This window comes from Brevundimonas sp. (assembly GCF_032017145.1).
In the GTDB taxonomy this organism is placed as follows: Bacteria; Pseudomonadota; Alphaproteobacteria; order Caulobacterales; family Caulobacteraceae; genus Brevundimonas.
Map to the genome: position 1 here is coordinate 1 of NZ_DALZQC010000056.1, position 21,018 is coordinate 21,018.

Annotated in this window: 20 protein-coding genes; 8 read left to right on the top strand and 12 right to left on the bottom strand. The window is 68.9% G+C overall.

Annotation, left to right across the window (positions count from 1 at the left end; genetic code table 11):
- The coding region (locus RTU05_RS10610) for an ATP-binding protein (protein ID WP_312598091.1) at positions 1-1,924 on the top strand (1,924 nt) is incomplete at its 5' end.
- Positions 1,925-2,084: 160 nt separating this feature from the next.
- A complete protein-coding gene (locus tag RTU05_RS10615; protein ID WP_312598092.1) occupies positions 2,085-2,558 on the top strand; it encodes a hypothetical protein in 474 nt (157 codons plus the stop codon).
- 6 nt (positions 2,559-2,564) lie between these two features.
- On the opposite strand, the gene RTU05_RS10620 is transcribed toward RTU05_RS10615, so the two are convergent.
- Together RTU05_RS10620 and RTU05_RS10625 are read right to left on the bottom strand one after the other, a co-directional pair.
- Entirely contained in the window at positions 2,565-3,752 is a 1,188-nt protein-coding gene (locus RTU05_RS10620; protein WP_312598094.1) for an acetyl-CoA C-acyltransferase, read from the bottom strand.
- Between the two features lie 48 nt (positions 3,753-3,800).
- Positions 3,801-4,763 (bottom strand): flavin reductase family protein, encoded by a 963-nt coding sequence (locus RTU05_RS10625; protein ID WP_312598096.1) that lies wholly within the window; start codon positions 4,761-4,763, stop codon positions 3,801-3,803.
- Positions 4,764-4,911: 148 nt separating this feature from the next.
- Between RTU05_RS10625 and RTU05_RS10630 the strand changes: the two genes are divergently transcribed.
- The gene (locus RTU05_RS10630) at positions 4,912-5,802 is read left to right on the top strand and encodes a hypothetical protein (RefSeq protein ID WP_312598097.1); all 891 of its coding nucleotides are present in this window, start codon (positions 4,912-4,914) and stop codon (positions 5,800-5,802) included.
- Between the two features lie 45 nt (positions 5,803-5,847).
- Here the strand turns inward: RTU05_RS10630 and RTU05_RS10635 are convergent, their stop codons facing one another.
- From RTU05_RS10635 to RTU05_RS10655, 5 genes are all read right to left on the bottom strand, one after another.
- Complete coding sequence (locus tag RTU05_RS10635) at positions 5,848-6,711, bottom strand: aldose 1-epimerase (protein ID WP_312598098.1); 864 nt, start codon at positions 6,709-6,711, stop codon at positions 5,848-5,850.
- Positions 6,708-7,568 (bottom strand): SMP-30/gluconolactonase/LRE family protein, encoded by an 861-nt coding sequence (locus RTU05_RS10640; RefSeq protein ID WP_312598099.1) that lies wholly within the window; start codon positions 7,566-7,568, stop codon positions 6,708-6,710. The genes RTU05_RS10635 and RTU05_RS10640 overlap by 4 nt, the downstream gene beginning before the upstream one ends.
- Positions 7,569-7,622: 54 nt before the next feature.
- Positions 7,623-9,425, bottom strand: a complete 1,803-nt coding sequence (locus RTU05_RS10645) for an IlvD/Edd family dehydratase (protein ID WP_312598101.1) — start codon at positions 9,423-9,425, stop codon at positions 7,623-7,625.
- The gene (locus tag RTU05_RS10650; RefSeq protein WP_312598104.1) at positions 9,426-10,175 is read right to left on the bottom strand and encodes an SDR family oxidoreductase; all 750 of its coding nucleotides are present in this window, start codon (positions 10,173-10,175) and stop codon (positions 9,426-9,428) included.
- Positions 10,176-10,294: 119 nt separating this feature from the next.
- Positions 10,295-11,068 carry a helix-turn-helix domain-containing protein gene (locus RTU05_RS10655; protein WP_312598106.1) on the bottom strand — a complete coding sequence of 258 codons (774 nt, stop codon included), beginning with the start codon at positions 11,066-11,068 and terminating at the stop codon, positions 10,295-10,297.
- Positions 11,069-11,254: 186 nt separating this feature from the next.
- On the opposite strand from RTU05_RS10655, the gene RTU05_RS10660 reads away from it, so the two are divergent.
- The 3 genes from RTU05_RS10660 to RTU05_RS10670 are packed head-to-tail and all read left to right on the top strand — an operon-like array spanning position 11,255 to position 14,344.
- The gene (locus tag RTU05_RS10660) at positions 11,255-12,829 is read left to right on the top strand and encodes a sodium/sugar symporter (RefSeq protein WP_312598108.1); all 1,575 of its coding nucleotides are present in this window, start codon (positions 11,255-11,257) and stop codon (positions 12,827-12,829) included.
- A 1-nt stretch (position 12,830) separates the two neighbouring features.
- The gene (locus RTU05_RS10665; RefSeq protein WP_312598110.1) at positions 12,831-13,718 is read left to right on the top strand and encodes a 2-dehydro-3-deoxygalactonokinase; all 888 of its coding nucleotides are present in this window, start codon (positions 12,831-12,833) and stop codon (positions 13,716-13,718) included.
- Positions 13,715-14,344, top strand: coding sequence for a 2-dehydro-3-deoxy-6-phosphogalactonate aldolase (locus RTU05_RS10670; RefSeq protein ID WP_312598112.1), 630 nt, complete (start codon positions 13,715-13,717; stop codon positions 14,342-14,344). Before RTU05_RS10665 ends, RTU05_RS10670 begins: the two co-directional genes overlap by 4 nt.
- 6 nt (positions 14,345-14,350) lie before the next feature.
- Here RTU05_RS10670 and RTU05_RS10675 read toward each other — a convergent pair whose 3' ends face one another.
- Complete coding sequence (locus RTU05_RS10675; RefSeq protein ID WP_312598114.1) at positions 14,351-15,103, bottom strand: alpha/beta hydrolase-fold protein; 753 nt, start codon at positions 15,101-15,103, stop codon at positions 14,351-14,353.
- Positions 15,104-15,156: 53 nt separating this feature from the next.
- On the opposite strand from RTU05_RS10675, the gene RTU05_RS10680 reads away from it, so the two are divergent.
- Together RTU05_RS10680 and RTU05_RS10685 are read left to right on the top strand one after the other, a co-directional pair.
- Positions 15,157-16,224: an iron ABC transporter permease gene (locus RTU05_RS10680; RefSeq protein WP_312598116.1), complete on the top strand. Its 1,068-nt coding sequence runs from the start codon at positions 15,157-15,159 to the stop codon at positions 16,222-16,224.
- Positions 16,221-16,991, top strand: coding sequence for an ABC transporter ATP-binding protein (locus tag RTU05_RS10685; protein ID WP_312598118.1), 771 nt, complete (start codon positions 16,221-16,223; stop codon positions 16,989-16,991). Before RTU05_RS10680 ends, RTU05_RS10685 begins: the two co-directional genes overlap by 4 nt.
- Here the strand turns inward: RTU05_RS10685 and RTU05_RS10690 are convergent.
- The 4 genes from RTU05_RS10690 to RTU05_RS10705 form a co-directional block, all read right to left on the bottom strand.
- A complete protein-coding gene (locus RTU05_RS10690) occupies positions 16,988-17,854 on the bottom strand; it encodes a class I SAM-dependent methyltransferase (RefSeq protein ID WP_312598120.1) in 867 nt (288 codons plus the stop codon). The genes RTU05_RS10685 and RTU05_RS10690 overlap by 4 nt on opposite strands.
- The gene (locus tag RTU05_RS10695; protein ID WP_312598122.1) at positions 17,851-18,963 is read right to left on the bottom strand and encodes a YncE family protein; all 1,113 of its coding nucleotides are present in this window, start codon (positions 18,961-18,963) and stop codon (positions 17,851-17,853) included. Before RTU05_RS10695 ends, RTU05_RS10690 begins: the two co-directional genes overlap by 4 nt.
- Before the next feature lie 34 nt (positions 18,964-18,997).
- Positions 18,998-20,137, bottom strand: coding sequence for an ABC transporter substrate-binding protein (locus RTU05_RS10700; protein ID WP_312598124.1), 1,140 nt, complete (start codon positions 20,135-20,137; stop codon positions 18,998-19,000).
- Positions 20,137-21,018 (bottom strand): alpha/beta hydrolase-fold protein (locus tag RTU05_RS10705; RefSeq protein WP_312598126.1); only part of this gene is annotated, 882 nt, incomplete at its 5' end. The genes RTU05_RS10700 and RTU05_RS10705, both read right to left, overlap by 1 nt.

Sequence of the window (21,018 nt, forward strand, 5' to 3'; positions counted from 1 at the left end):
AGCGAAGGGCATGCGGATCGTCTCGCCCGCGGGCGTGGTTCTGGCGTCGCCCCGCGCCGCCGAGATCGGCCAGCCGATCCGCGCCCTGATCGGCGCGGACATCGCGGCGCTTGCCCCCCTTAGCGCGCCCGCCCCCCTGTCCATCGGCGGACAGGCCCGGCTGACGGCGACGGCGCGGGCCGGCGCGCAGGGCCCCTATGTCGTGGCGGTGTCGGACGATGCGACGGCGGGAATGATGGACGACGCCTGGCTGATCGGGGCGCCGCTGCTGCTGGGCCTGGCGGTCATAGGTCTGTTCGGCCTTTACGGCCTGCGCCGAAATCGCCAGCACCGCGAGCGGATCGCCACCGAAAAGCGGTTCCGCATCGCCGTGGAGGCCGCGCGATGCGGCGTGTGGGAATGGGACCTGGCCAAGGGCGAGGTGTCCCTGTCGGACTATATGGCGACCCTGCTGGGCTTCCAACGCGGCGGCGTGGCCGAGGCGGAAGAGGTGATCACCCGTATCCATCCTCGCTTTCATGAGGATTTCCGCCACGCCCTGCGTCAGGCGGCGGCCTATGGCGCCTTCGAGATCACCTTCCCCGTGCCCGGCGCGGACGGGCGCACGCGCTGGATCGACGCGCGGGGCCAGGCGCGCGGCCCGCGCGGCGACACAGGCTTTACGGCCATTCTGGGCGTGGCGCTGGACATCACCGAGGCCCGTCGCGCCAGGGCCGCCGCCCAGGCCGCCGAGAGCCGCCTGCGCGACGGGGTGGAAAGCATTTCCGAGGCCTTCGTCCTGTTCGACCGTCAGGGTCGGCTGATCCTGTGGAACCAGGCGTTCGAGGACGCCTTCGGCTTCGACCACGGCGTGGTGCGGCGCGGCGCGCTGAAGGACGAGTTGAACCGCATCGCCGCCCTGGCCATCAAGGCCGAGCACCCGCCGGCCGGCGGCCGGGCGGGCCTGCGCGAGGTCGAACTGCACGACGGGCGCTGGCTGCAGCTGTCGGAACGTTTCACCTCCGAGGGCGGCTCGGTCGTGACCGCCGCCGACATCACCGCCATCAAGCGCGAGGAGGCCGAGCGCCGTCGCGCCGCCGACGACCTGCGCGCCACGGTCGATCAGTTGGAATCCAGCCAGGAGAAGCTGTCGCTGCTGGCCCGGAAGTACGAGGTCGCCATGACCCGGGCCGAGGCCGCCAACCAGGCCAAGTCCGAGTTCCTGGCCAATATGAGCCACGAGTTGCGGACCCCGCTGAACGCCATCAACGGTTTCTCGGAGATCATGGCCAGCGAGCTGTTCGGGCCGCTGAACGAGAAATACAAGGGCTACGCCGCCGACATCCTGAAATCGGGCCAGCATCTGCTCAGCCTGATCAACGACGTGCTGGACATGGCCAAGATCGAGGCCGGCAAGATGACCCTGCACTACGAACCTGTGTCGTTGCAGGCGGTGTGCGAGGACGCCGTGCGCCTGATGCGCGGCAAGGTTCAGGACGCGGGGCTGAAGATCGCCGTCGAGGGCGGCGACCTGCCCGACATCGAGGCCGATCAGCGCGGCGTCAAACAGGTGATGCTGAACCTGATCTCCAACGCGGTGAAGTTCACGCCCGAGGGCGGGTCCATCGTCGTGTCGCTGCAACCGTTCCAGGGACCGGCGGGCGAGGGGCGCATCCGCGTCGCCTGCGCCGACACCGGCATCGGCATCGCCCCCGAAGATCTGGTCCGTCTGGCCCGCCCGTTCGAACAGGTCGAGGGCCAGCATTCCAAGACCACCCAAGGCACCGGCCTGGGCCTGGCCCTGACCAAATCCCTGATCGAAATGCACGGCGGCCAGTTGTCGATGGAAAGCCAGCCGGGCGTCGGCACGGTGGTCAGCTTCGACCTGCCGGTCAAACGCCCTGACCAGACGGTGCAACCTATCCGGGCGGCGTTCGCGGCTTAGGCAACTCGCCTGCCCAGCAGGATTATCTAAGTTCAAAATGCCGATTGTGACATAGGGTATGCCGAGAACTTATCCCCAGAAAGCCCCATCCCTTCGCAACCACCAGTTTACAATAGCTGTGCGATCCGCACCTCCGAATTGATAAACGGGGAAACGCCGCATGACTGTCGATTGGACGACTACCACGGACTGGGTTCAAGCTGTTGGAAGCATAGCTGCAGTTTGGGCAGCATTTGCAATTTTCTCCAGACAAAACAGAGAGCATATCGCCCGAGAGAAAGACGCTGCCGAAGCAAAGATTACAGCTGTTCGCGCCGTGCTGTCGCGCTCCTATGAAGCTGTCAGACGAGCGCATTCTAAGATGACGAGAAACGCCAATACGACGTTCGCGCTTGGGAATGTCAGCGCCACCGAAGAAGACTTAGACGAGTGCATCGACCTGCTCTGTAGCGTCCCATTGTTCGACCTGCCGAGTACCGAGCTCGTGACACGTGTGATGGACGCCAGGTACTGGTTGATTACCGCCCGTCGACGAACTGAGAAGGTGCGCCAATCCCTTGAGAAAGGCGCTTCGATGGATAAGGATCTCTACAAGGTTCCTCTTGAGCACCTGAGCAATGCCGCTGACTTCTGAGGCGCCCTAAACCAACTCCACGCCCATCGCCGTCGCTTCGCCGCCGCCGATGCACAGGGCCGCCATGCCGCGGGTTTTGCCGTGGGCCTTCAGGGCGGACAGGAGGGTGGTCAGGACGCGGGCGCCGGAGGCGCCGAGCGGATGACCCAGGGCGCAGGCGCCGCCGTTGACGTTGATCTTGTCGTGGGGGATGCCCAGTTCCTGCATGGCGATCATCGGCACGATGGCGAAGGCCTCGTTGACCTCCCACAGATCGACGTCGTCGGCGCTCCAGCCCGCCTTCTTCAGCGCCTTTTGCAGGGCGAAGACGGGGGCGGTGGTGAACAGGTGCGGCTCATGAGCGTGGGCGGCCTGGCTGACCACGCGGGCGACCGGCGTCAGGCCCAGGGCCTGGGCCGTCGATTGGCGCATCATGACCAGGGCGGCGGCGCCGTCCGAGATCGAGGCGGCGGAAGCGGCGGTGATGGCGCCGTCCTTGCCGAAGGCAGGCTTCAGATTGGGGATCTTGGACGGGTCGGACTTGGTCGGCTGTTCATCGCGGTCGACGACGATGGGGCCCTTGCGCGTCTTGACCTCGACCGGCGTGATCTCGCTATCGAAGGCGCCCGAGCCTTGGGCCGCTTTAGCGCGTTCGACGCTGGCGACGGCGTAGGCGTCCATTTGTTCGCGGGTAAATTGGTAATCTCTAGCCGTGTCCTCGGCGAACTGGCCCATCAGCTTGCCGGGGGTGTAGGCGTCCTCCAGCCCGTCCAGATACATGCTGTCGGAAATGACGTCGTGGCCGATGCGGGCGCCGCCCCGGTGCTTCTGCATCAGATAGGGGGCGTTGGTCATGGACTCCATGCCGCCCGCCACGATGACGTCGGCGGAACCGGCGGCCAGGGCGTCATGCGCCATCATCGCCGCCTGCATGCCCGAGCCGCACATCTTGTTGATGGTGGTCGCCTCGGCCGAGACGGGCAGGCCCGCGCCCATGCCCGCCTGGCGCGCCGGAGCCTGGCCCAGACCGGCGGGCAGGACGCAGCCCATGATGATCTGCTCGACCTTGGCGGCGTCCAGACCGGCCCGTTCCAGCGCCGCCTTCACCGCCACGGCGCCCAGGTCGGTGGACTTGGCGTCCGACAGCGCGCCCTGGAAACCGCCCATCGGGGTGCGGGCGTAGGAGACGATGACGACGGGATCGGCGGACGACATGGCGGTTTCCTGTTTGATCTTGGAAGGACAGATAGCGAACCGACCGGATCAGGAGAAGTGCAGTCGGCGATACTTGCCCCGGAAATAAAGCAGGGGATCGCGGCGCGGCTCGAACCGGGCGCGGGTGACGCGGCCGATGAAGACCAGATGGTCGCCCGCCTCCACAATCTGGTCGGTGGCGCATTCGAAACTGGCCAGGGCGCCCGACAGGATGGGGGCGCCGGTGTCCCACGCCTCCCACGCCACGTCCTGGAACCGGTCGCCGGGTCGGGCGAAGGCGCCCGACGTCGGTTGCTGACCGATGTGCAGGACATTGATGGCGAAATGCGCCGCCTGACGGAACCGCTCCACATTGGCCGACGACCGGGCCAGGCAGAACAGGATCAGCGGCGGGTCCAGCGACACCGAGGAAAAGGAGTTGGCGGTCAGGCCGATGGGCTGGCCCGCCTCGTCCAGGGTGGTGACCACCGTCACCCCGGTCGCGAAACAGCCCAGGGCGTCGCGCAGGGTGCGCGGGTCGGACCCGGCGTGATAATGCAGCGCCTCGCGCGGGGCATGACGTTCCAGAAAGCCGATCAGAGCATCCTCAACCTCGCCGGGACCGGCGCCGTCGTCGCGGGCCATGACCCAGACCGGCAGGTCGAGCGCCGCCGGGCCCGGTGGCGGCTGAACCGCCGCATCTGAGGCCGAAATCACCAGACAACTGGCCAGGGCCGCCCCGGTGACCTGCAGCGCCGGGATTACGGCGGGCAGGCTGTCCCCGGCGCAGATCAGGGCGGGACGGGACGGCAGATCGGTCAGGAGGCGCCGAAGCCGGCCCGTCGGATCGTCCGCCCCATCGAAGGCGGGGGCGATCAGAACGTGGCGGCCGGCCTCCGTCAGCGCGCGCACCGACCGCCGCCAATCGCCGAACAGGGCGGCGGGCCGGCCGATCAGCAGCACGATGGGATCGTCGGGATCGCCCCAGCTTTCGACGTCCTGGCCCCCGATGCGGGGCGGCGATTGGGTCATGGCGTCAGAACGGTCCGGTCACGGGGCAACGGCCCTCTCATAAGGGAAGTGGACGGGTGGATGCTAGCGGCGGCGGCCGGTTCGGCGGCAACCAAGCGCGCCGACCGTCGTTCTTTCGGCTCGAAACAGAATACGAAGGCTATCCATCATGACCTCTTCCCGCACCGTTCCGACCCGTCTGACGCTGGCCGGCGCCACCGCCCTGGCCCTGACGCTGACGGCCGGCGCCGCCTCGGCCCAGACGCCCACCAATCAGGATCGACTGGGCGCCGTCGTCGGCGCCCTGTTCGGGGACCGGCTGGGCCTGTCGGCCATGGACCAGGCCTGGCTGCGCGGGGGTCGCCCCCTGCGTGACGGCCAGACCCAGTTCACCGGACGCGTCGACGCCGGGGTGAGAGCGGGCACTGTGTCCGCCTCGGCCGCCACGCGGTTGAGGGCTGACTACACCGCACTGGTCGATCTGGAGAACCGCTACGCCGCCGACGGCATTTCGGCCCAGGAACGCGCCGATCTGAACGCCCGCTACACCGCGCTGACCCAGACGCTGGACTCGGGCGCGGCGGGCTATGGCGAAGTCAGCACGGTGGCGGAAGGGCGCGCCGCCTTCGACGCGCGTGTGGATGCGGCCGTCACGGCGCGCCGCATCACCCGCACGGAGGCCACGCGCCTGAAGACCGACTATCAGGCCCTGATCCAGGTCGAGAACCGCTACAAGGCCGACGGCTCGATCAATGCGACCGAGCGCGCCGATCTTGACGCGCGCCTGGATGCGTTGGATTTGCGCATCGGCGACGGTCCGGCCGGCCAGACCCCGACCACGGCCCTGCCCGCCCGCACACGCCTGGCGAACCTGGAAACCAGCGTGACGGCGGCGGAGCGCGCGGGCGCCGTCACTCGGGCAGACGCCGCCGATATCCGAGTGCAACTGGGCGACCTGACGCGCCTGGAAGCCGCCTACAGCCGCACCAACCCGTCGTCGGACGACACCGCCTATCTGACCCGCCGCATCGGCGAATTGGAAAGCCGCGTCCGCCGCTGATCGAAGACGTCGCCCCGGGCCGGATGATCGGCCTGGGGCGTGGCGTCAGACCGCTTCGGCCCGAACCTGCATGGCCAGCGACAAGGTCTGTCCCGGCGCCAGAACGGTCAGGCCGTGGTCCTCGTCCCTCGGGGCGTTATGAGCGTCGGGACGGTGGGTGACAGGTTCCACGCATACGAAGTCGGCCCCGACCGGGGCGTAAACCTGCACCCATCGCGCCGGGGCTTCGGACGATAGGATGATGCGCCGGTCGGCGCCGTGCAGGACGGCGGCGCCGTCCCACCCCGCATAGGCGTGATCCACGAAGGGCGCGGCGTTCAAGGCCCGCCCCCCGGACCAATCGGCGACCGCGCCCGGCTGGACCAGGCGATGCGGTATCGCCCGGTCGTCGGTCGCCCAGACTCCGGTGGCGTTCAGCGTCAGAACCGCATCGGCGGATCGATGGAAATAGGGGTGCAGGCCCAGGCCCGCCGGCATGGACTCGTCGCCCGTATTGGTGACGGCCAGGGTGATCGTCAGCCCTTCTGGCGCCAGCGAAACCTGCTGATGCGCGCGCCAGGGCCAGGGCCAGCCGTCAGGATCGCCCGGCCAGTCCAGGGTCATCTCGACCGCTTCAGGCGTCTGGCGCGTCACCGTCCAGGATGAAAGCCACCCGTCGCCATGCAGGGCGTGGGGGGCGAACCGCTCCAGCGGGGTCAGCCGGACGGACCGCCCGCCGAACGCGAACCGGCCGTCCGCGATGCGGTTGGCGTAGGGAACGAGCGGAAAACAGGCCGTTTCCAGAATGTCGCTCGACCCTTCCGGCGTCGGCCGAAACACCGGAAGGCCCCGCCAATCCAGGCCCAGCATCGCCCCGCCCCGTTCCGGCGCCACCGTCGCGCGCCAGTCCCCGACCTCAAGGACGATCACAGGCGTATCCGATGGGGCGCCAGGCCGGGCGTCTCGACACGGACGCGATAAAGCCCGCCCAGGGTCGGTTGTTCGGCGCGCTTGTCCGCATTCCCAAGCCAGGCCGTGGTCATATAGAGGTCGCGCAGATCAGGCCCGCCGAAGGCCGCCTTGGTCACCGTCTGAACCGGCGTCTCGATCTTGGCCAACGGCGCGCCGTCGGGCGCGAAACGCGCCACCCCCCAGCCGTTGAACAGGCCGACATGCAGCACCCCGTCGGCGTCCATGCTGGGGCCGTCGGCATAGCCCTCCTCGGTCATGGCGAAGACGCGGCGGTTCGACAGGACGCCCGCCTCATGGTCGAAGGCCAGGATCGTCTTCTTCACCGTGTCGTGGTGATAGAGGGTTCGGGCGTCCGGGCTGAGGCAGGGGCCGTTGGTGACCCCATAACCGTCGTCGTGGCGCGTCAACTCGCCCCGGAACCAGCGATAGAGGGCCCCGCTCTCGACCTGTTCGCTGTCGTCCATCGAACCGAACCACAGCGAGCCGTCGGGCGCCACGAAGCCGTCGTTCAGCCGGTTCTGCGGTCGGTCCTCTTCCACCGGCTGAAAGCGCGAGAAATCGCCTTCGTCGGGATGGAAGCGATACAGGCCGCCGCGCACGCCGCAGACCAGCGACCCGTCCTCGGCCGGCAGGGCGAATCCGGTCTGGTCAGGCGTGTCCCAGGACCGTTTTTCGCCCGTCGTCGGCGTATAGCGGTGCAGCTTGCGGCCCTTGATATCGACGAACCACAACACCTGGCGCTCGACATCCCAGACCGGGCCTTCGGCCAGTTCCGCCTGGATATCCCAGACGAGTTCGGGCGTGTTGCTGCTCATGGGCTTGGAACTCCATCGTTCGCGCCGGTCGAAGCACGGGACGCCGACACCGGTCTAGTGGTTGTCGCGCGGCAGGCCCAGGGTGTCGACGATGCGGTGGTATTTGACCGCCGGCTCCAGCACGGCGCCGGTCTCCAACTGCCCGACCACGGCGCGCTGCATCTCCTGCCAGGGCGTCTGGGAGGCGGGATAGCTGTAGCCGCCCGCCGCCTCGAACGCCTGGCGACGTTCGGCCAGTTCCTGATCAGAGATCAGGATGTCGGCGCGGCCGGTGTTCAGGTCGATACGCACCCGGTCGCCGGTCTTCAACAGGGCGATGTTGCCGCCGGCCGCCGCTTCCGGCGAGGCGTTCAGGATGGAGGGCGAGCCGGAGGTGCCCGACTGACGCCCGTCGCCGATACAGGCCAGGGCGCTGACGCCTTTTTTTATCAGGTATGCCGGCGGCCGCATATTCACGACCTCGGCCGCACCCGGATAGCCGATGGGACCGGCGCCGCGCATGAACAGCAGGGTCTGTTCGGTGACGCCCAGGCTCTCGTCGTCGATGCGGTGGTGGTAATCTTCTGGCCCGTCGAACACGACGGCCGGACCTTCGAAGGCGTTCGGGTCGTCGGGGTTGGACAGATAGCGTTCGCGGAACTCAGGGCTGATCACGCTCAGCTTCATGATGGCCGAGTTGAACAGGTTTCCGGTGAAGACGACGAAGCCGGCGTCGGCCTTCATCGGGGCGTCGAAGGTCTTGATGACGTCGGGCAGAACGATCTCTGCGCCCTTGCAGTTTTCGCCCATGGTCTTGCCGGTGACCGTCAGGGCGTCTTCGCGGATCAGCCCCTGTTTCATCAGTTCCGACACCACGGCGGGCACGCCGCCGGCGTGGAAGTAATCCTCGCCCAGATACTCGCCGGCCGGTTGGAGGTTGACCAGCAGCGGCACGTGCAGCCCCTCGGTCTGCCAGTCCTGAAGCGGCACGTCCACGTGGGCGTGGCGGGCCAGCGCCGTCAGGTGGATGGGGGCGTTGGTCGAGCCGCCGATGGCGGAGTTGACGACGATGGCGTTGTGGAAGGCGTCCTTGGTCAGGATGTCGGACGGCTTCAGATCCTCGCGCACCATCTCCACGATCCGCAGGCCAGTTTCGTAGGCCGCCTGGGCGCGCTCGCGATAGGGCGCCGGAATGGCGGCCGATCCGGGCAGCGACATGCCCAGGGCCTCGGCCAGCGAGTTCATCGTCGTCGCCGTGCCCATGGTGTTGCAATAGCCGACCGACGGCGCCGACGAGGCCACCAGTTCGATGAAGCCGTCATAGTCGATCTCCCCGGCCGCCATCATCTGACGCGCCTTCCAGATGATGGTGCCGGACCCGGTGCGCTCGCCCTTGTGCCAGCCGTTCAGCATGGGGCCGACCGACAGGGCGATGGCAGGAATGTCCACGGTGGCGGCGGCCATCAGGCAGGCGGGCGTGGTCTTGTCGCAGCCGATGGTCAGGACGACGCCGTCCAGCGGATAGCCGTACAGGCTCTCGACCAGACCCAGATAGGCCAGGTTGCGGTCAAGGCCGGCCGTCGGGCGTTTGCCGGTTTCCTGGATCGGATGGACAGGAAACTCCATGGCGATGCCGCCGGCTTCGCGGATACCCTCGCGGACCCGCTCGGCCAGGACCAGGTGGTGGCGGTTGCACGGCGACAGGTCCGAGCCGGTCTGGGCGATGCCGATGATCGGCTTGCCGGACTGCAGTTCCTTGCGCGTCAGGCCGTAGTTCAGATAGCGCTCCAGATACAGCGCCGTCATGTCCGGGTTGTCGGGGTTGTCGAACCAGGCGCGGCTGCGGAGCGGCTTCTTGGGCTTTGAAGTGTCGGTCATTCAGGTCCAGCCGCCGTCGACGACATAGTGTTGATTGGTGATCGCGCCTGCCTCGTCCGAGCTCATGAAGACGACGACCCGGGCGATGTCGTCAGGCACGAGCCGGCGCTTCAGACACTGGTTGGCGTAGATGTCCTTCTCGGTCTCCGGCGTGACCCACAGCTCCAGCTGGCGCTCGGTCATGATCCAGCCGGGCGCGACGGCGTTCACCCGCACGCCGAAGCCGCCGAAATCACGCGCCAGCGAGCGGGTCAGGCCGATCACCGCCGACTTGCACGCCGTATAGGCCGCCATGCCGCCCTGGCCGATGACCCAGGAGGTGGAGCCCAGATTGACGATCGCGCCCTTGCCCGTCGCCTTCATGTCCGGCAGCACGGCCTGTGCGGCGAAGAACTGGTGCTTCAGGTTCACGGCCATACGGCCGTCCCAATAGTCCTCGGTGACGTCCAGCGTCTCGTGGCGCTCGTCGTGGGCGGCGTTGTTGATCAGGATGTCGATGGGGCCGAAGGCGTCGCGGACCGTCTGGATGGCCGCCTTCAGCGCGGGAATGTCGGTCAGGTCGCAGGCGACGAACCGGGCGCCGTCGCCCAGCTCGGCCGCCATGGCCTCGCCGCGCGCCGTGTCGATGTCGAGCAAGCCGACGCGCGCGCCCTGGGCGTGAAACGCGCGAACGATGGCCGCGCCGATGCCGCCGGCGCCGCCCGTGACGACGACGACCTTGTCCTTCAGGTCTGGATAGATGGCGGCCATCAGCGTTCACGCGGCTCCCGACACCCGCCCCGAGGGGCCGGCCAGCGATATTTCACAAATGAAAGTCGTTACTGTCAGCGAAAATGACGGCGGCAGACGCCGGTGTCAACGGGGTTCGATCACGCCTGAGAAACCGCGCTCATCTGAGCCGAGATGACCGAAGCGGCGCCCACCAGCCGGGCGGCCGCCTCGTCCTTGGTGCACAGCATCGGCGTCTGTTCGATAAAGGGGGTGATCAGTGTGGCGATCACGCCGTCCGCCCCCATGATCGGCGCCACCAGATCGGTGACGCCCTTCACGAAATCGCTGGCCCGTTCGACATGATCGCCCTGGGTCATGGCCAAGGCGCGTTCGATGAAGGCCTCGACCGCCTCTGGCCCGTGTTGGGCGACAAGGCGGGCCTTCAGATGCGCGCGCGCCTGATCGTTGGCGCGCGAATAGAACATCAGGCCCGAGGTGGCGTGCAGGATGCTGCGGCGATAGCCGATCCGCACCGAATACCCCAGGTCGCCGGGGCTCTCGATACGGGCGATCACCACGATCTGGTCTCCCGAAGGCACCACCAGATGGCAGGACTGCAGGGTGTCGGCGGCCAGGTCCCGCATCGCGGGCAGGGCGACATCGGCCAGCGACTTGATCGGCGCCTGGGTCATGCCCAGGGTGAACAGGCGGTTGGTCAGGCTGTAGCCGTCCGAGGACTGTTCGATATAGCCGCGAAACTCCAGCACCTGGATCATGCGGAACAGTTCGCTGACCGACCGACCCAGCGTGACCGACATCTGCGACGGCGTCATGGCCTGCCCCTGGGCCGACAACAGCTCCAGCACGTCCAGCCCCTTTTCCAGCGCAGGGGCCCGGTATTTTCGCTCGTCGTCGAGAGGCAGGTCCGTCATGGTGATCCTGTATGAAACGGGGGCGTCGCACGCTCGCCCATGTCGGGCCTGAAATCCAGCGCCAGGGTCGCCACATTACCGCAGATAAAACTTCAGCGCATATATAAAATCCCGTTGCGGGAATGTCAGCGCTGACATAGGCTGCGTTCGAACGCTCGATTTCAGGGCGCAGGGGGAATACGCACCATGTCGCTCGCGGGCATCGATCTGGCGATCCTGGCCATCTACGCCGTCTTCATCTTCGGCCTGGCCCAGTGGGTGTCGCGAAGCAAGAGCGGCGAGCAGAAGACCTCCACCGACTATTTCATGGCGTCCAAGAGCCTGCCGTGGTGGGCCATCGGCGCGTCCCTGATCGCGGCCAACATCTCTGCCGAACAGATCATCGGCATGAGCGGTTCGGGCTATGTCATCGGCCTGGGCATCGCCTCCTATGAATGGATGGCGGCGCTGACGTTGTTGATCGTGGGCAAGTTCTTCCTGCCGATCTTCCTGAGGAACGAGATCGTCACCATGCCGCAGTTCCTGCAGCAGCGGTACGGGCCGACGATCCGCAATGTGATGGCGGTGTTCTGGCTGCTGCTCTACGTCTTCGTGAACGTGACCTCGATCCTGTGGCTGGGCGCCATCGCCGTCCACACCGTCACCGGCTTCAACCAGGACTACGCCATCGTCGCCATCGGCGTCTTCGCCCTGGCCTATCAGTTGTGGGGCGGGCTGAAGGCCGTGGCCCTGACCGACATCGTGCAGGTGGCCCTGCTGGTCTGCGGCGGTCTGATCATCGGCTTCATCGCCCTATCGACCATCGGCGGCGCGGGCGGCGCCGTGGCGGGCTTCCATACCCTGCTGACCGAGTTCCCGGACAAGTTCGACATGATCCTGTCCAAGGACAATCCGCACTATCAGGAACTGCCCGGCATCGCCGTTCTGCTGGGCGGGCTGTGGGTCATGAACATCAGCTACTGGGGTTTCAACCAGTACATCATCCAGCGGGCGTTGGCCGCCAAGTCGCTGCCGGAAGCGCAAAAGGGCATCGCCTTCGCCGCCTATCTGAAGCTGCTGATGCCGGTGATCGTGGTGCTGCCGGGCATGGCGGCGCTGATCCTGGCCCCCAATCTGGCCGCGCCGGATCAGGCCTATCCGACCATGATGAACCTGCTGCCCGTGGGTCTGAAAGGACTGGTCTTCGCCGCCCTGATCGCGGCCATCATCGCCTCGCTGGCGTCCAAGGTGAACTCGATCTCGACCATCTTCACCCTGGATCTCTACGCCAAGATCCGAAAGGACACGCCCGAGCATCAGCTGGTCACGGTCGGCCGCATCGCCGCCGTCGCCGCCGTGATCATCGGCATCCTGACCGCCCGCCCGCTGCTTGGCGGCTTCGATCAGGCGTTCCAGTTCATTCAGGAGTTCACCGGCTTCTTCACCCCCGGCATCGTCGTCATCTTCATGCTGGGCCTGTTCTGGAAGCGCGCGTCCGAGGCGGGGGCCCTGACCGCCGCCATCGGTTCGGTGGCGCTGTCGGCCGTCTTCTGGTGGCTGCAGGAGACGGGGCAGTTCATCTTCCCCTTCATGAACCGGGTCGGCGTCGTCTTCGTCGTGTCCCTGATCGCGGCGGTGATCGTATCGCTGCTGGTTCCGGCCAAGCCCGACGCGATGAAGATCAAGCTGGACCAGATCAGCTATCGCACCTCTTTGGGCTTCAACCTGGCGGCCGTGGGCGTCGTGGCCTTCCTGATCGTCGTCTATACGATCTGGTGGTGAGGTGAGCGGGCCGCGCCTGATCGGCGTCGATTGGGGCACCAGCAATCTGCGCGTCATGCGGATCGCCGAAGGCGGCGCGGTGCTGGACAGCCGATCCGATCCGCGCGGCGCCGGCGGCCTGACCCGCGATCAGTTCCGTCCGGTGCTGCAAGAGGTCGCCGGCGACTGGCTGAGCGACGGCCTGCCGGTGATGGTCGGCGGCATGGCGGGCGCCCGGGGCAGGTGGCGCGAGATGGCCTATGCCCCCTGCCCCGCCGGTCTCCAGGAACTGGCGCGTGCGGTGGAGCGGCCCGACGACGCCGCCTTCGTCGCCCTGATCCCCGGCGTCGCCGCCTATCGCGACGGTCGGCTGCACGATGTGATGCGGGGAGAGGAGACGCAGGTCATGGGCCTGGACGCGCCCTCCGACGCCGTGGTGGTCGGCCCTGGCACGCACAGCAAATGGATCGAAACCCAGGCCGGACGCATCGTCGATTTCCGCACCTTCATGACTGGCGAACTGTTTGCCGCCATCCGCAAGGGGACGATCCTGGGCGCCGACATGGGTGAGCCGGGCGTGGACGACGACGCCTTCGCCGCGGGGGTCGGTCGCGCACTGGCCGATCCGGTGATCACCGCCGCCCTGTTCTCGGTCAGGATCGAGGGTCTGGCCGGGCGGCTGACGACCACGGCGGCGGCGGACTATCTGTCCGGCCTGCTGATCGGGGCCGAGGTCGCCGCCCAGTCCGCCATTGCCGACCGCCCGGTGGTTCTGATCGGGGCCGACGCCCTGTGCGGTCGCTACGCCGCCGCCCTCGCCCTGGGTGGTTTTCACGATGTCCGCACGGCGGACGGAGCCGCCGCCACGGCCCGAGGGCTGTGGCGCATTCACGAGGTCGCATCCCGATGATCCCTGTCGCCATCGAAAGCCTGGACGCCCTGCCGCTGATCGCCATTCTGCGCGGGCTCACGCCGGACGAGGCGGTGGAGGTGGGCGAGGCGATCGTCGCCGCGGGCTTCGCCTGTCTGGAAGTGCCGCTGAACTCGCCTGAACCGCTGGAGAGCATCCGCCGCTTGCGCGCCGCCCTGGACGGTCGCGCCCTGGTCGGCGCCGGCACGGTGCTGAGCGTCGAGGCCGCACGACAGGTGGCGGAGGCGGGTGGCCAGCTGGTCATCTCGCCCAACACCAACGCCGAGGTGATCCGCCAGACCAAGGCGCTGGGCCTGCTTTCCCTGCCCGGCTTCTTCACCCCGTCCGAAGCCTTCGTGGCGCTGGACGCCGGGGCCGATGCGCTGAAGCTGTTCCCCGCCGAAATGGCGGGCCCGGCGGGCATGAAGGCCGTTCGCGTCGTCCTGCCGGCCGGGACGCGCGTCTATGCCGTGGGCGGGGTCGATCCCGACAGCATGGACGGCTGGCGCGCAGCCGGCGCCTCGGGCTTCGGCATCGGTTCGGCCGTGTTCAAGCCGGGCCAGGACGCGGAGCAGATCGGCCGCAACGCGCGGGCCTTTGTCGCCGCCTGGCGTCGCGACGCCTGACGCCCCCTACGCCGGCGCGCCGCTGGCGTGGCGCAGGATGTCCGGGATCAGGGCGAACGGCGCCGAGCCGTGGTCGGCGGCGGGGGCCTGTTTCAATATCGCGCCATCGGGTTTCGCCGCCGCCCAACCGGCGATGCGGTCGCGCATGTCGCGCCCCGCCTCGGCCTCGCCACAGCCGATCAGCAGGTCGGGCGTGGCGATCTCCGGCGAGGGCGTCGACCACCACAGCGACGGGCTGACGGCGACCCAGCGGGCGAACAGGGTCGGGTCGGCCAGAAGCGTCTCCAGCACGAACAGGCCGCCCAGAGAGTGGCCGAACAGGGTGGCGCGCGCACGGTTCAGCGGCGCAGCCTCCGCCAGCATCGGCAGGACATGATCCGCGATCAGACGCTGGAAGGCGTCGCCGCCGCCTGACGGACGCGACAGACGCGGATCGGGACAGGCGCTGCGGGTGAAGTCACGCGCGCGCTGATCCTCAGGCGCGCCCGCCGCCGGCCGATGCGCCAGGGCGGCGACGGCCATCGGCGCCACGCCGGTCTTTTCCGTGCGCTGCGACAGGGCCGCCGAGGCGCCGGCCAGGGCCGCGAAGAACCGATCGCCGTCGAGCGCCAGCAGCAATGGCCAGCCGCCGGGAGACGCCTCGCCCCGCGGCAGGGCCAGCATCAGGTCCATCGTCCGCCCTTCCGGCCCGATCAGCGAGCGCGTTCGCCATTCCGGTGCGGTCCAGGGCGTCCAGGCGGAAGGGGCGGCGTCGGTCATGAGCCCTTCCTAGCCTATCGCGGCGCGATAATGTAATGCGACGCAATCTTATCATGACTGCGACCCTTCCCGCCTCTCCCGCCGCGCTTCAGGTTCTGAGCCAGCACCGTCGCCTGCGCCTTCGTCGTCGGCTGTTGCTGGCGGGGCTGGCGGTCGCCTGCGTGGCGGCGCTGTGCCTGGATGCGGCGACCGGGCCGTCCGGCCTGTCCGCCTGGCGGATCGTGACCGGCATCGTGCGGCCCGACCTGCTGAGCCCGGCGGAGGCCGCCATCGTGTGGCAGATCCGCCTGCCCTACGCCCTGACGGCGATCCTGGTCGGGGCGGCCCTGGCCCTGTCGGGGGCGGAGATGCAGACGGTGCTGAACAACCCCCTGGCCAGCCCCTTCACGCTGGGGGTGTCGTCCGCCGCCTCGTTTGGGGCGTCCCTGGCCATCGTGCTGCGGCTGGGCCTGCCGTTCGTGCCGGCGGACGGGGTGGTGGCGCTGAACGCCTTCGTCTTCGCCTTCGGCTCCGTGCTGCTGTTGCAGGCCCTGGCGCGGGCGCGGCGTGGCGGCGTGCAGAGCATCGTCCTGTTCGGCATCGCCCTGGTCTTCGCCTTCAACTCCCTGACCGCCCTGGTGCAGTTCGTCGCCTCGCAGGAGGCGTTGCAGCAGCTCGTGTTCTGGACCATGGGGTCACTGTCGCGGGCCAGCTGGCGCTCGGTCGCCGTGCTGGCGGCGGTGGTGGCCCTGACCCTGCCCTTCTCCTGGGCGGCGGCGCGGGCGCTGACGGCGCTGCGGCTGGGCGAGGATCGGGCCTTGAGCGCCGGGGTCGATGTGGGGCGGTTGCGCTTCTTTTCCCTGTTGCGCGCCAGCCTGCTGTCGGCCGCCGCCGTGGCCTTTGTCGGCGTAGTGGGCTTCGTCGGTCTGGTCGGGCCGCATATCGCGCGACTGCTGGTGGGCGAGGATCATCGCCTCTATCTGCCCGCCAGCGTGCTGAGCGGGGCGCTGTTGATGTCCCTGGCGTCGGCGGCGTCCAAGGTGCTGGTTCCGGGCGCCCTGTTGCCGGTGGGCGTGGTCACGGCGGTGATCGGCGTGCCGGCCTTCCTGATTCTGATCTTCCGCAGCGGAGCGCGGGGGTGAGCCTGGTCGTCGAGCATCTGACCGCCCGTTACGGCGAGCGGACCATCCTGTCGGATGTGGCCCTGCAGTCGCTGGCGGCAGGCCAGGTCGTGTCGCTGATCGGTCCGAACGGGGCGGGCAAGACCACCTTGATGCGCGCCGTCGCGGGCCTGACGCCGGCGGCGGGCCGGGTCATGCTGGACGGGCTGGACCTGAATCGGATGTCCATCGCCGAGCGCGCGCGCCATGTCGCCTATATGCCCCAGACCTTGCCGCAGGACGTGGCCCTGACGGTGTTGGAGACGGTGATCGCGGCGCTGGAGGCCTCGCCGTCCGCCGCCGGTTCGGCCCAGGCCGAGGTCCGCGCCCTGGCGGCGCTGGAGCGGGTCGGGGCGGTCGATCTGGCGTTGAAACGGCTGGACCGGCTGTCGGGCGGCCAGCGTCAGATCGCGGGCCTGGCCCAGGCCATGGTGCGCCAGCCGCGCGTCCTGCTGCTGGACGAACCGACCAGCGCCCTGGACCTGCGGCATCAGCTGGAGGTGTTTCACCTGGTCCGCGACTATGCACGCGAGAACGGGGCGGTGGTGGTGATGGTGCTGCACGACCTGCAGGCCGCCGCCCGCGTCTCGGACCGGATCGTGGTGCTGGCGAACGGCCGGGTGCAGATCGAGGGCGCGCCGCATGAGGCCGTCACCCCCGCCGTCCTGGCCGATGTCTGGCAGGTGCGCGCCCGGGTCGAACCCTGCGCGCGGGGCCAGATCCAGGTGATGGTGGACGACGTGCTTTAAACTGGACGCGCGCTGACGATCCAGGCGGCCCCGTCGATCCAGACGCCATCGGGGCGAAGCTTGCCCGCAAAGGCCAGCCGCACCGCCGCCAGGGCCTGATCCCGCACCGCGCCCGAGACACCCCTCAACGCCCGCTCCAGCGGCCCGACGCGGATCGCGTGATCGACAGCATCGTCCAGGGCGGCGTCGGCCGTGTCGCCCACGCCGAAGTGGACCGGGCTGTCGAACGGCCATATGTCGATGTCGGAATAACCGGCGTCGATCAGAATGCGCGCGATCCGATCGCGGTCGCCGAACGAGAAGGGTCCGGGCGCCTCGGGATCGGCCGGGGCTGGAGCCGGCGCGATATGGCGGATGGCGGCCATCGGCAGGCGGGTCCAGTCGTTCTCGGCCGCGCCGCGCCAGCAGACGAAGACCAGCCGTCCGTCCGGCTTCAGCGCGCGCTTCAGATTGGCGAAGGCCGCGACCGGATCGTCGAAGAACATCACGCCGAAGCGCGAAACGATCCGGTCGAACTCGGGCGTGAAGTCCGCCCGGGCGGCGTCGGCCAGACGAAACTCCACCGCCTCGCCGCCCTGCGACGCGGCGAGGTCCAGGGCGCGCCCGATCAGGGGCGCCGAGATGTCCACTCCCACCACACGCCCCGATGGACCGACGCGGGCGGCCATGTCGAAAGTCGTCGCCCCGGCCCCGCAGCCGACGTCCAGCACATGGTCCCCCAGGGCCGGGGCGGCGGCGCGCGCCAGGGCCGCGCCATAGGCCGCCAGCATCCGGTCCAACCGGTTCTGGTTCTCGACCCAGCGCCGCCCGTTGTCGCCGTTCCAGTCCAGCGAAGGCGAGACCGCCGCCCGGCTTGTCGTCACGGCCGGATCAGGGTGACGGTGTCGCCCGCCGGATCGACCGGGACAGGGGCGCCGGCCGGGGCGTTGCGCGGCAGGCCCCGCGCCTTGTTGGTCACATAGACGGCGTTGGTGGCCGGATCGATGGCGATGGTCTGAGGGAAGGTGCCGGTCTGGAGGTTGGCCAGCACGGCGTAGTCGGCGCCGCCCACCACCGTCACCGTACCCGCCTGTCGATTGGCGACATAGACCTGATCGTTACGGGGGTTGTAGGCGACGCTGAGCGCGCCCTCTCCCGTCGGCACCTTCTTGATCACCGCGCCGTCCGCGGCGTTCATGACGGTGAGGTCGCCGGTGCCCTGGCTGGCGATGAACAGGCGGCCCCCCGCCGCGTCGAAGGCGACATTGGTGGGCTTTTCGCTGCCGGTCGGCCAGGTTGCGACCGACTGGCCGGTCGCCAGGTCGATGACGCCGATGTCGTTGGAGCTCATGCCCGTCACGAACAGGCGGTTGTTCCGCGCATCCAGCGCGGCGCCGGTCAGGCCGCCTACGGGCGCTGCGATCTTGCGCTCGATGGCGTTGGTCGCGCCATCGACGACCCAGATCTGGTTCGGGCGGCTGGCGTCGTTCGCCTCGCCGCCGACGACGGTGACATAGGCCTTGTTGCGGGTTTCATCGACGATGACCTCGCGGACGTGGGCGGAATCGTCGTCGCCGTCCTTGATGGTGGCGACCAGGCGGCCGGTTCGGATATCGACGACCCCGACCGAGCCGGAGCGCGTCGCCGTGCCGTAAAGCGTCTGGGTGCGGCTGTTGAAGCCCAGGCCGTAGAGCGGATTGGCCGAGACGTCGATGGACTGGCCCGGCGTCAGATCGGCGTTCAGGCGGGCGATGGCGCCGCGCGTCTCGCCGCGCGGACCGACGGCGGCGATCAGGATGTTGCTGTCGGCCGGGTTGAAGACGATTTCATAAAGGCCGCCCGGCTCGACCTTCACCGACTTGAGGATGGCGGGGACGGGGGCGCCGGCGCTGGCGGCGGGCGGGGTCAGGGCGGTTGTGCGGGCCAGGGCCGGCGCGGCGACGGACGCCAGCAGGGCGGCGGCCGCAGCGGCGGCGAAACGGACGGAGGTCATCGGCATAGTCCTTCTTCGGTCTTTGGGGGATGGGTCAGGCGGGCGTCAGGTCGGCCCAGTAGTCGCCGCGATAGGGCACGGCGAGGAACTGCTGGTTGATCTGGTCCAGGGTGGCGCGCGGGTTCAGGTCGGCGAACAGTTCGGGATGGATCCACTTGGCCAGAATTTCGGTGGCCACGATGTCGATGGGCGAGTTGATAAGCTGGTGCGACAGGCCGTGCGCCCGGCCCTGACGCACCGCCTTCAGCGTCGATACTCCGGGGCGGCCGGTCACGCGACGCAGGCCCGCCTGCGACTGTTCGGGCGTGAAGTCCGGCCCGACGACAAAGCCGCCGGCCTTGGCCAGATGCGGGCCGCCGGTGGCGATATAGACGTCGGGGTCGCGCTGGATCACATATTCCAGGTTCAGCTTGCCCGTCGGGGCGGTCAGGACGTCGGCGCCGATGTTGCGCCCGCCGACGAAGGCGATGTAGTCGCCGACATTGCCCCGCCCCGGCGAGTTGCAGCAGTCGGGCGTGATCATGGCGTGCGGTTCCAGAAAGACCGTCGGCCGCCGATCCATCGGCACGGTCGCCACCTTGGCCGAGATGGCGTCCAGCCGCGCCGTCTTGAAGGCGTTGAACGCGGCCGCCTGTTCACCGCGTCCGATCAGGGCGCCCAGCAGGGCAAGGCTGCGGGCCTGGTTCTCGAACGGGTGGTTGAAGAAGTCGATGAAGGCCACCGGCACGCCTGCCGCCTGCAACTGGCCCGCCTGTTCGTCGCTGGGGCCGGACTCGACCGAGACGACCGCTGTCGCCGGCTGGGCGGCCAGCACGGCCTCCAGATTGAACGGCTCGCCCGAGCGGGGAATCTTGGGCAGGGTCGCCAGGGCCGGGAACTTCTCGACATAGGCCCTGTACATGTCCGGGCTGATCCGGTTCACGTCGCCGCTCCAGGCCGCCAGCAGGGATACGGGATCGGGATGGATCAGGGCCAGGGCGATCAGATAGCGGCCGTCGTCGATGCTGATCTTCTGGCCCGGCGTCAGGGGGCGGACCGGCCGGTCGCGCAGGTCCTTCAGCGCGGACGCCGTCGCCGCCGTCTCGGGCGACCCGCAAGCCGCCAGCAGGGACAGGCCTCCCAGCGCCAGCAGGGCCGAACGGCGCGACAGGATGGAGGGCGTCGGGTCGGTCATCACAGGGGCTCTCCCGGCGCCGGGGCGACGCCGGCCAGGGACAGAAGGGTCGGGATCAGCGAGGCGGCCAGCATTCCGCCGTGGCCCTGGCCCGGCAGCTCGCCGAACCGAACATCGACCCCCGCCCCCGCCAGTTGGGCCGCCAGGTCATGCGTCGCGCCTGCGGGAACCGAGGTCCACATCGGATGGGTGTGCGGTCGCGAGCCGCGCCCCCGCACCTCGTCCTCGCCCACCAGCAGGGTCAGGACCAGGTCGGGCCGCGAAGACCGCGCCAGAAAGGGCGGCGCCTCCTTCAGCACCGCGCCATAGCCCCACCATAGGGACGGGCTGGCCGCGACGAAGGCGCGATAGGCGTCGGGCCGCGTCAGCGCCGCGTGCAGCACGCACAGCCCGCCATAGGAGTGGCCCCAGATCAGGCTGCGCGCCGGATCGACCGCGACACGCCGGGCCACCTCCGGCGCGATCCGATCCTGCAACAGGGTCAGGAAGGCGTCGGCCCCGCCGCCCGGCCGCCCGGCCGGATCGAGCGCCGGGCCGTCCAAGAGCGGGGGCGTATAGTCGAAGGCCCGCGCCAGGACGTCGAACTGGCGGTCCCCCTCATAGCCGATGGTGACGATGACCGGCGGGTCGCCTGCGTCCAGCCGCGCCAGCAGCCCGTCGTCGATCCGGGCCAGGGCGGCGTCGCCGTCCAGCAGCCAGGCGACCGGATAGCCGCCGGCGGGCGCCGGCCTCTTCGGCGTGGCGATCCACACGCGATAGACCCGCGCCCCGTCCTCGGACGTCACCGACAGCCGTTCGAAGCGGTAGAAGGCCGAGCCCACATCGGCGATGGTCCGGTTCACGCGCGCCGCGGCGGCCGGCTGGGCCAGGGCGGGCGCGGC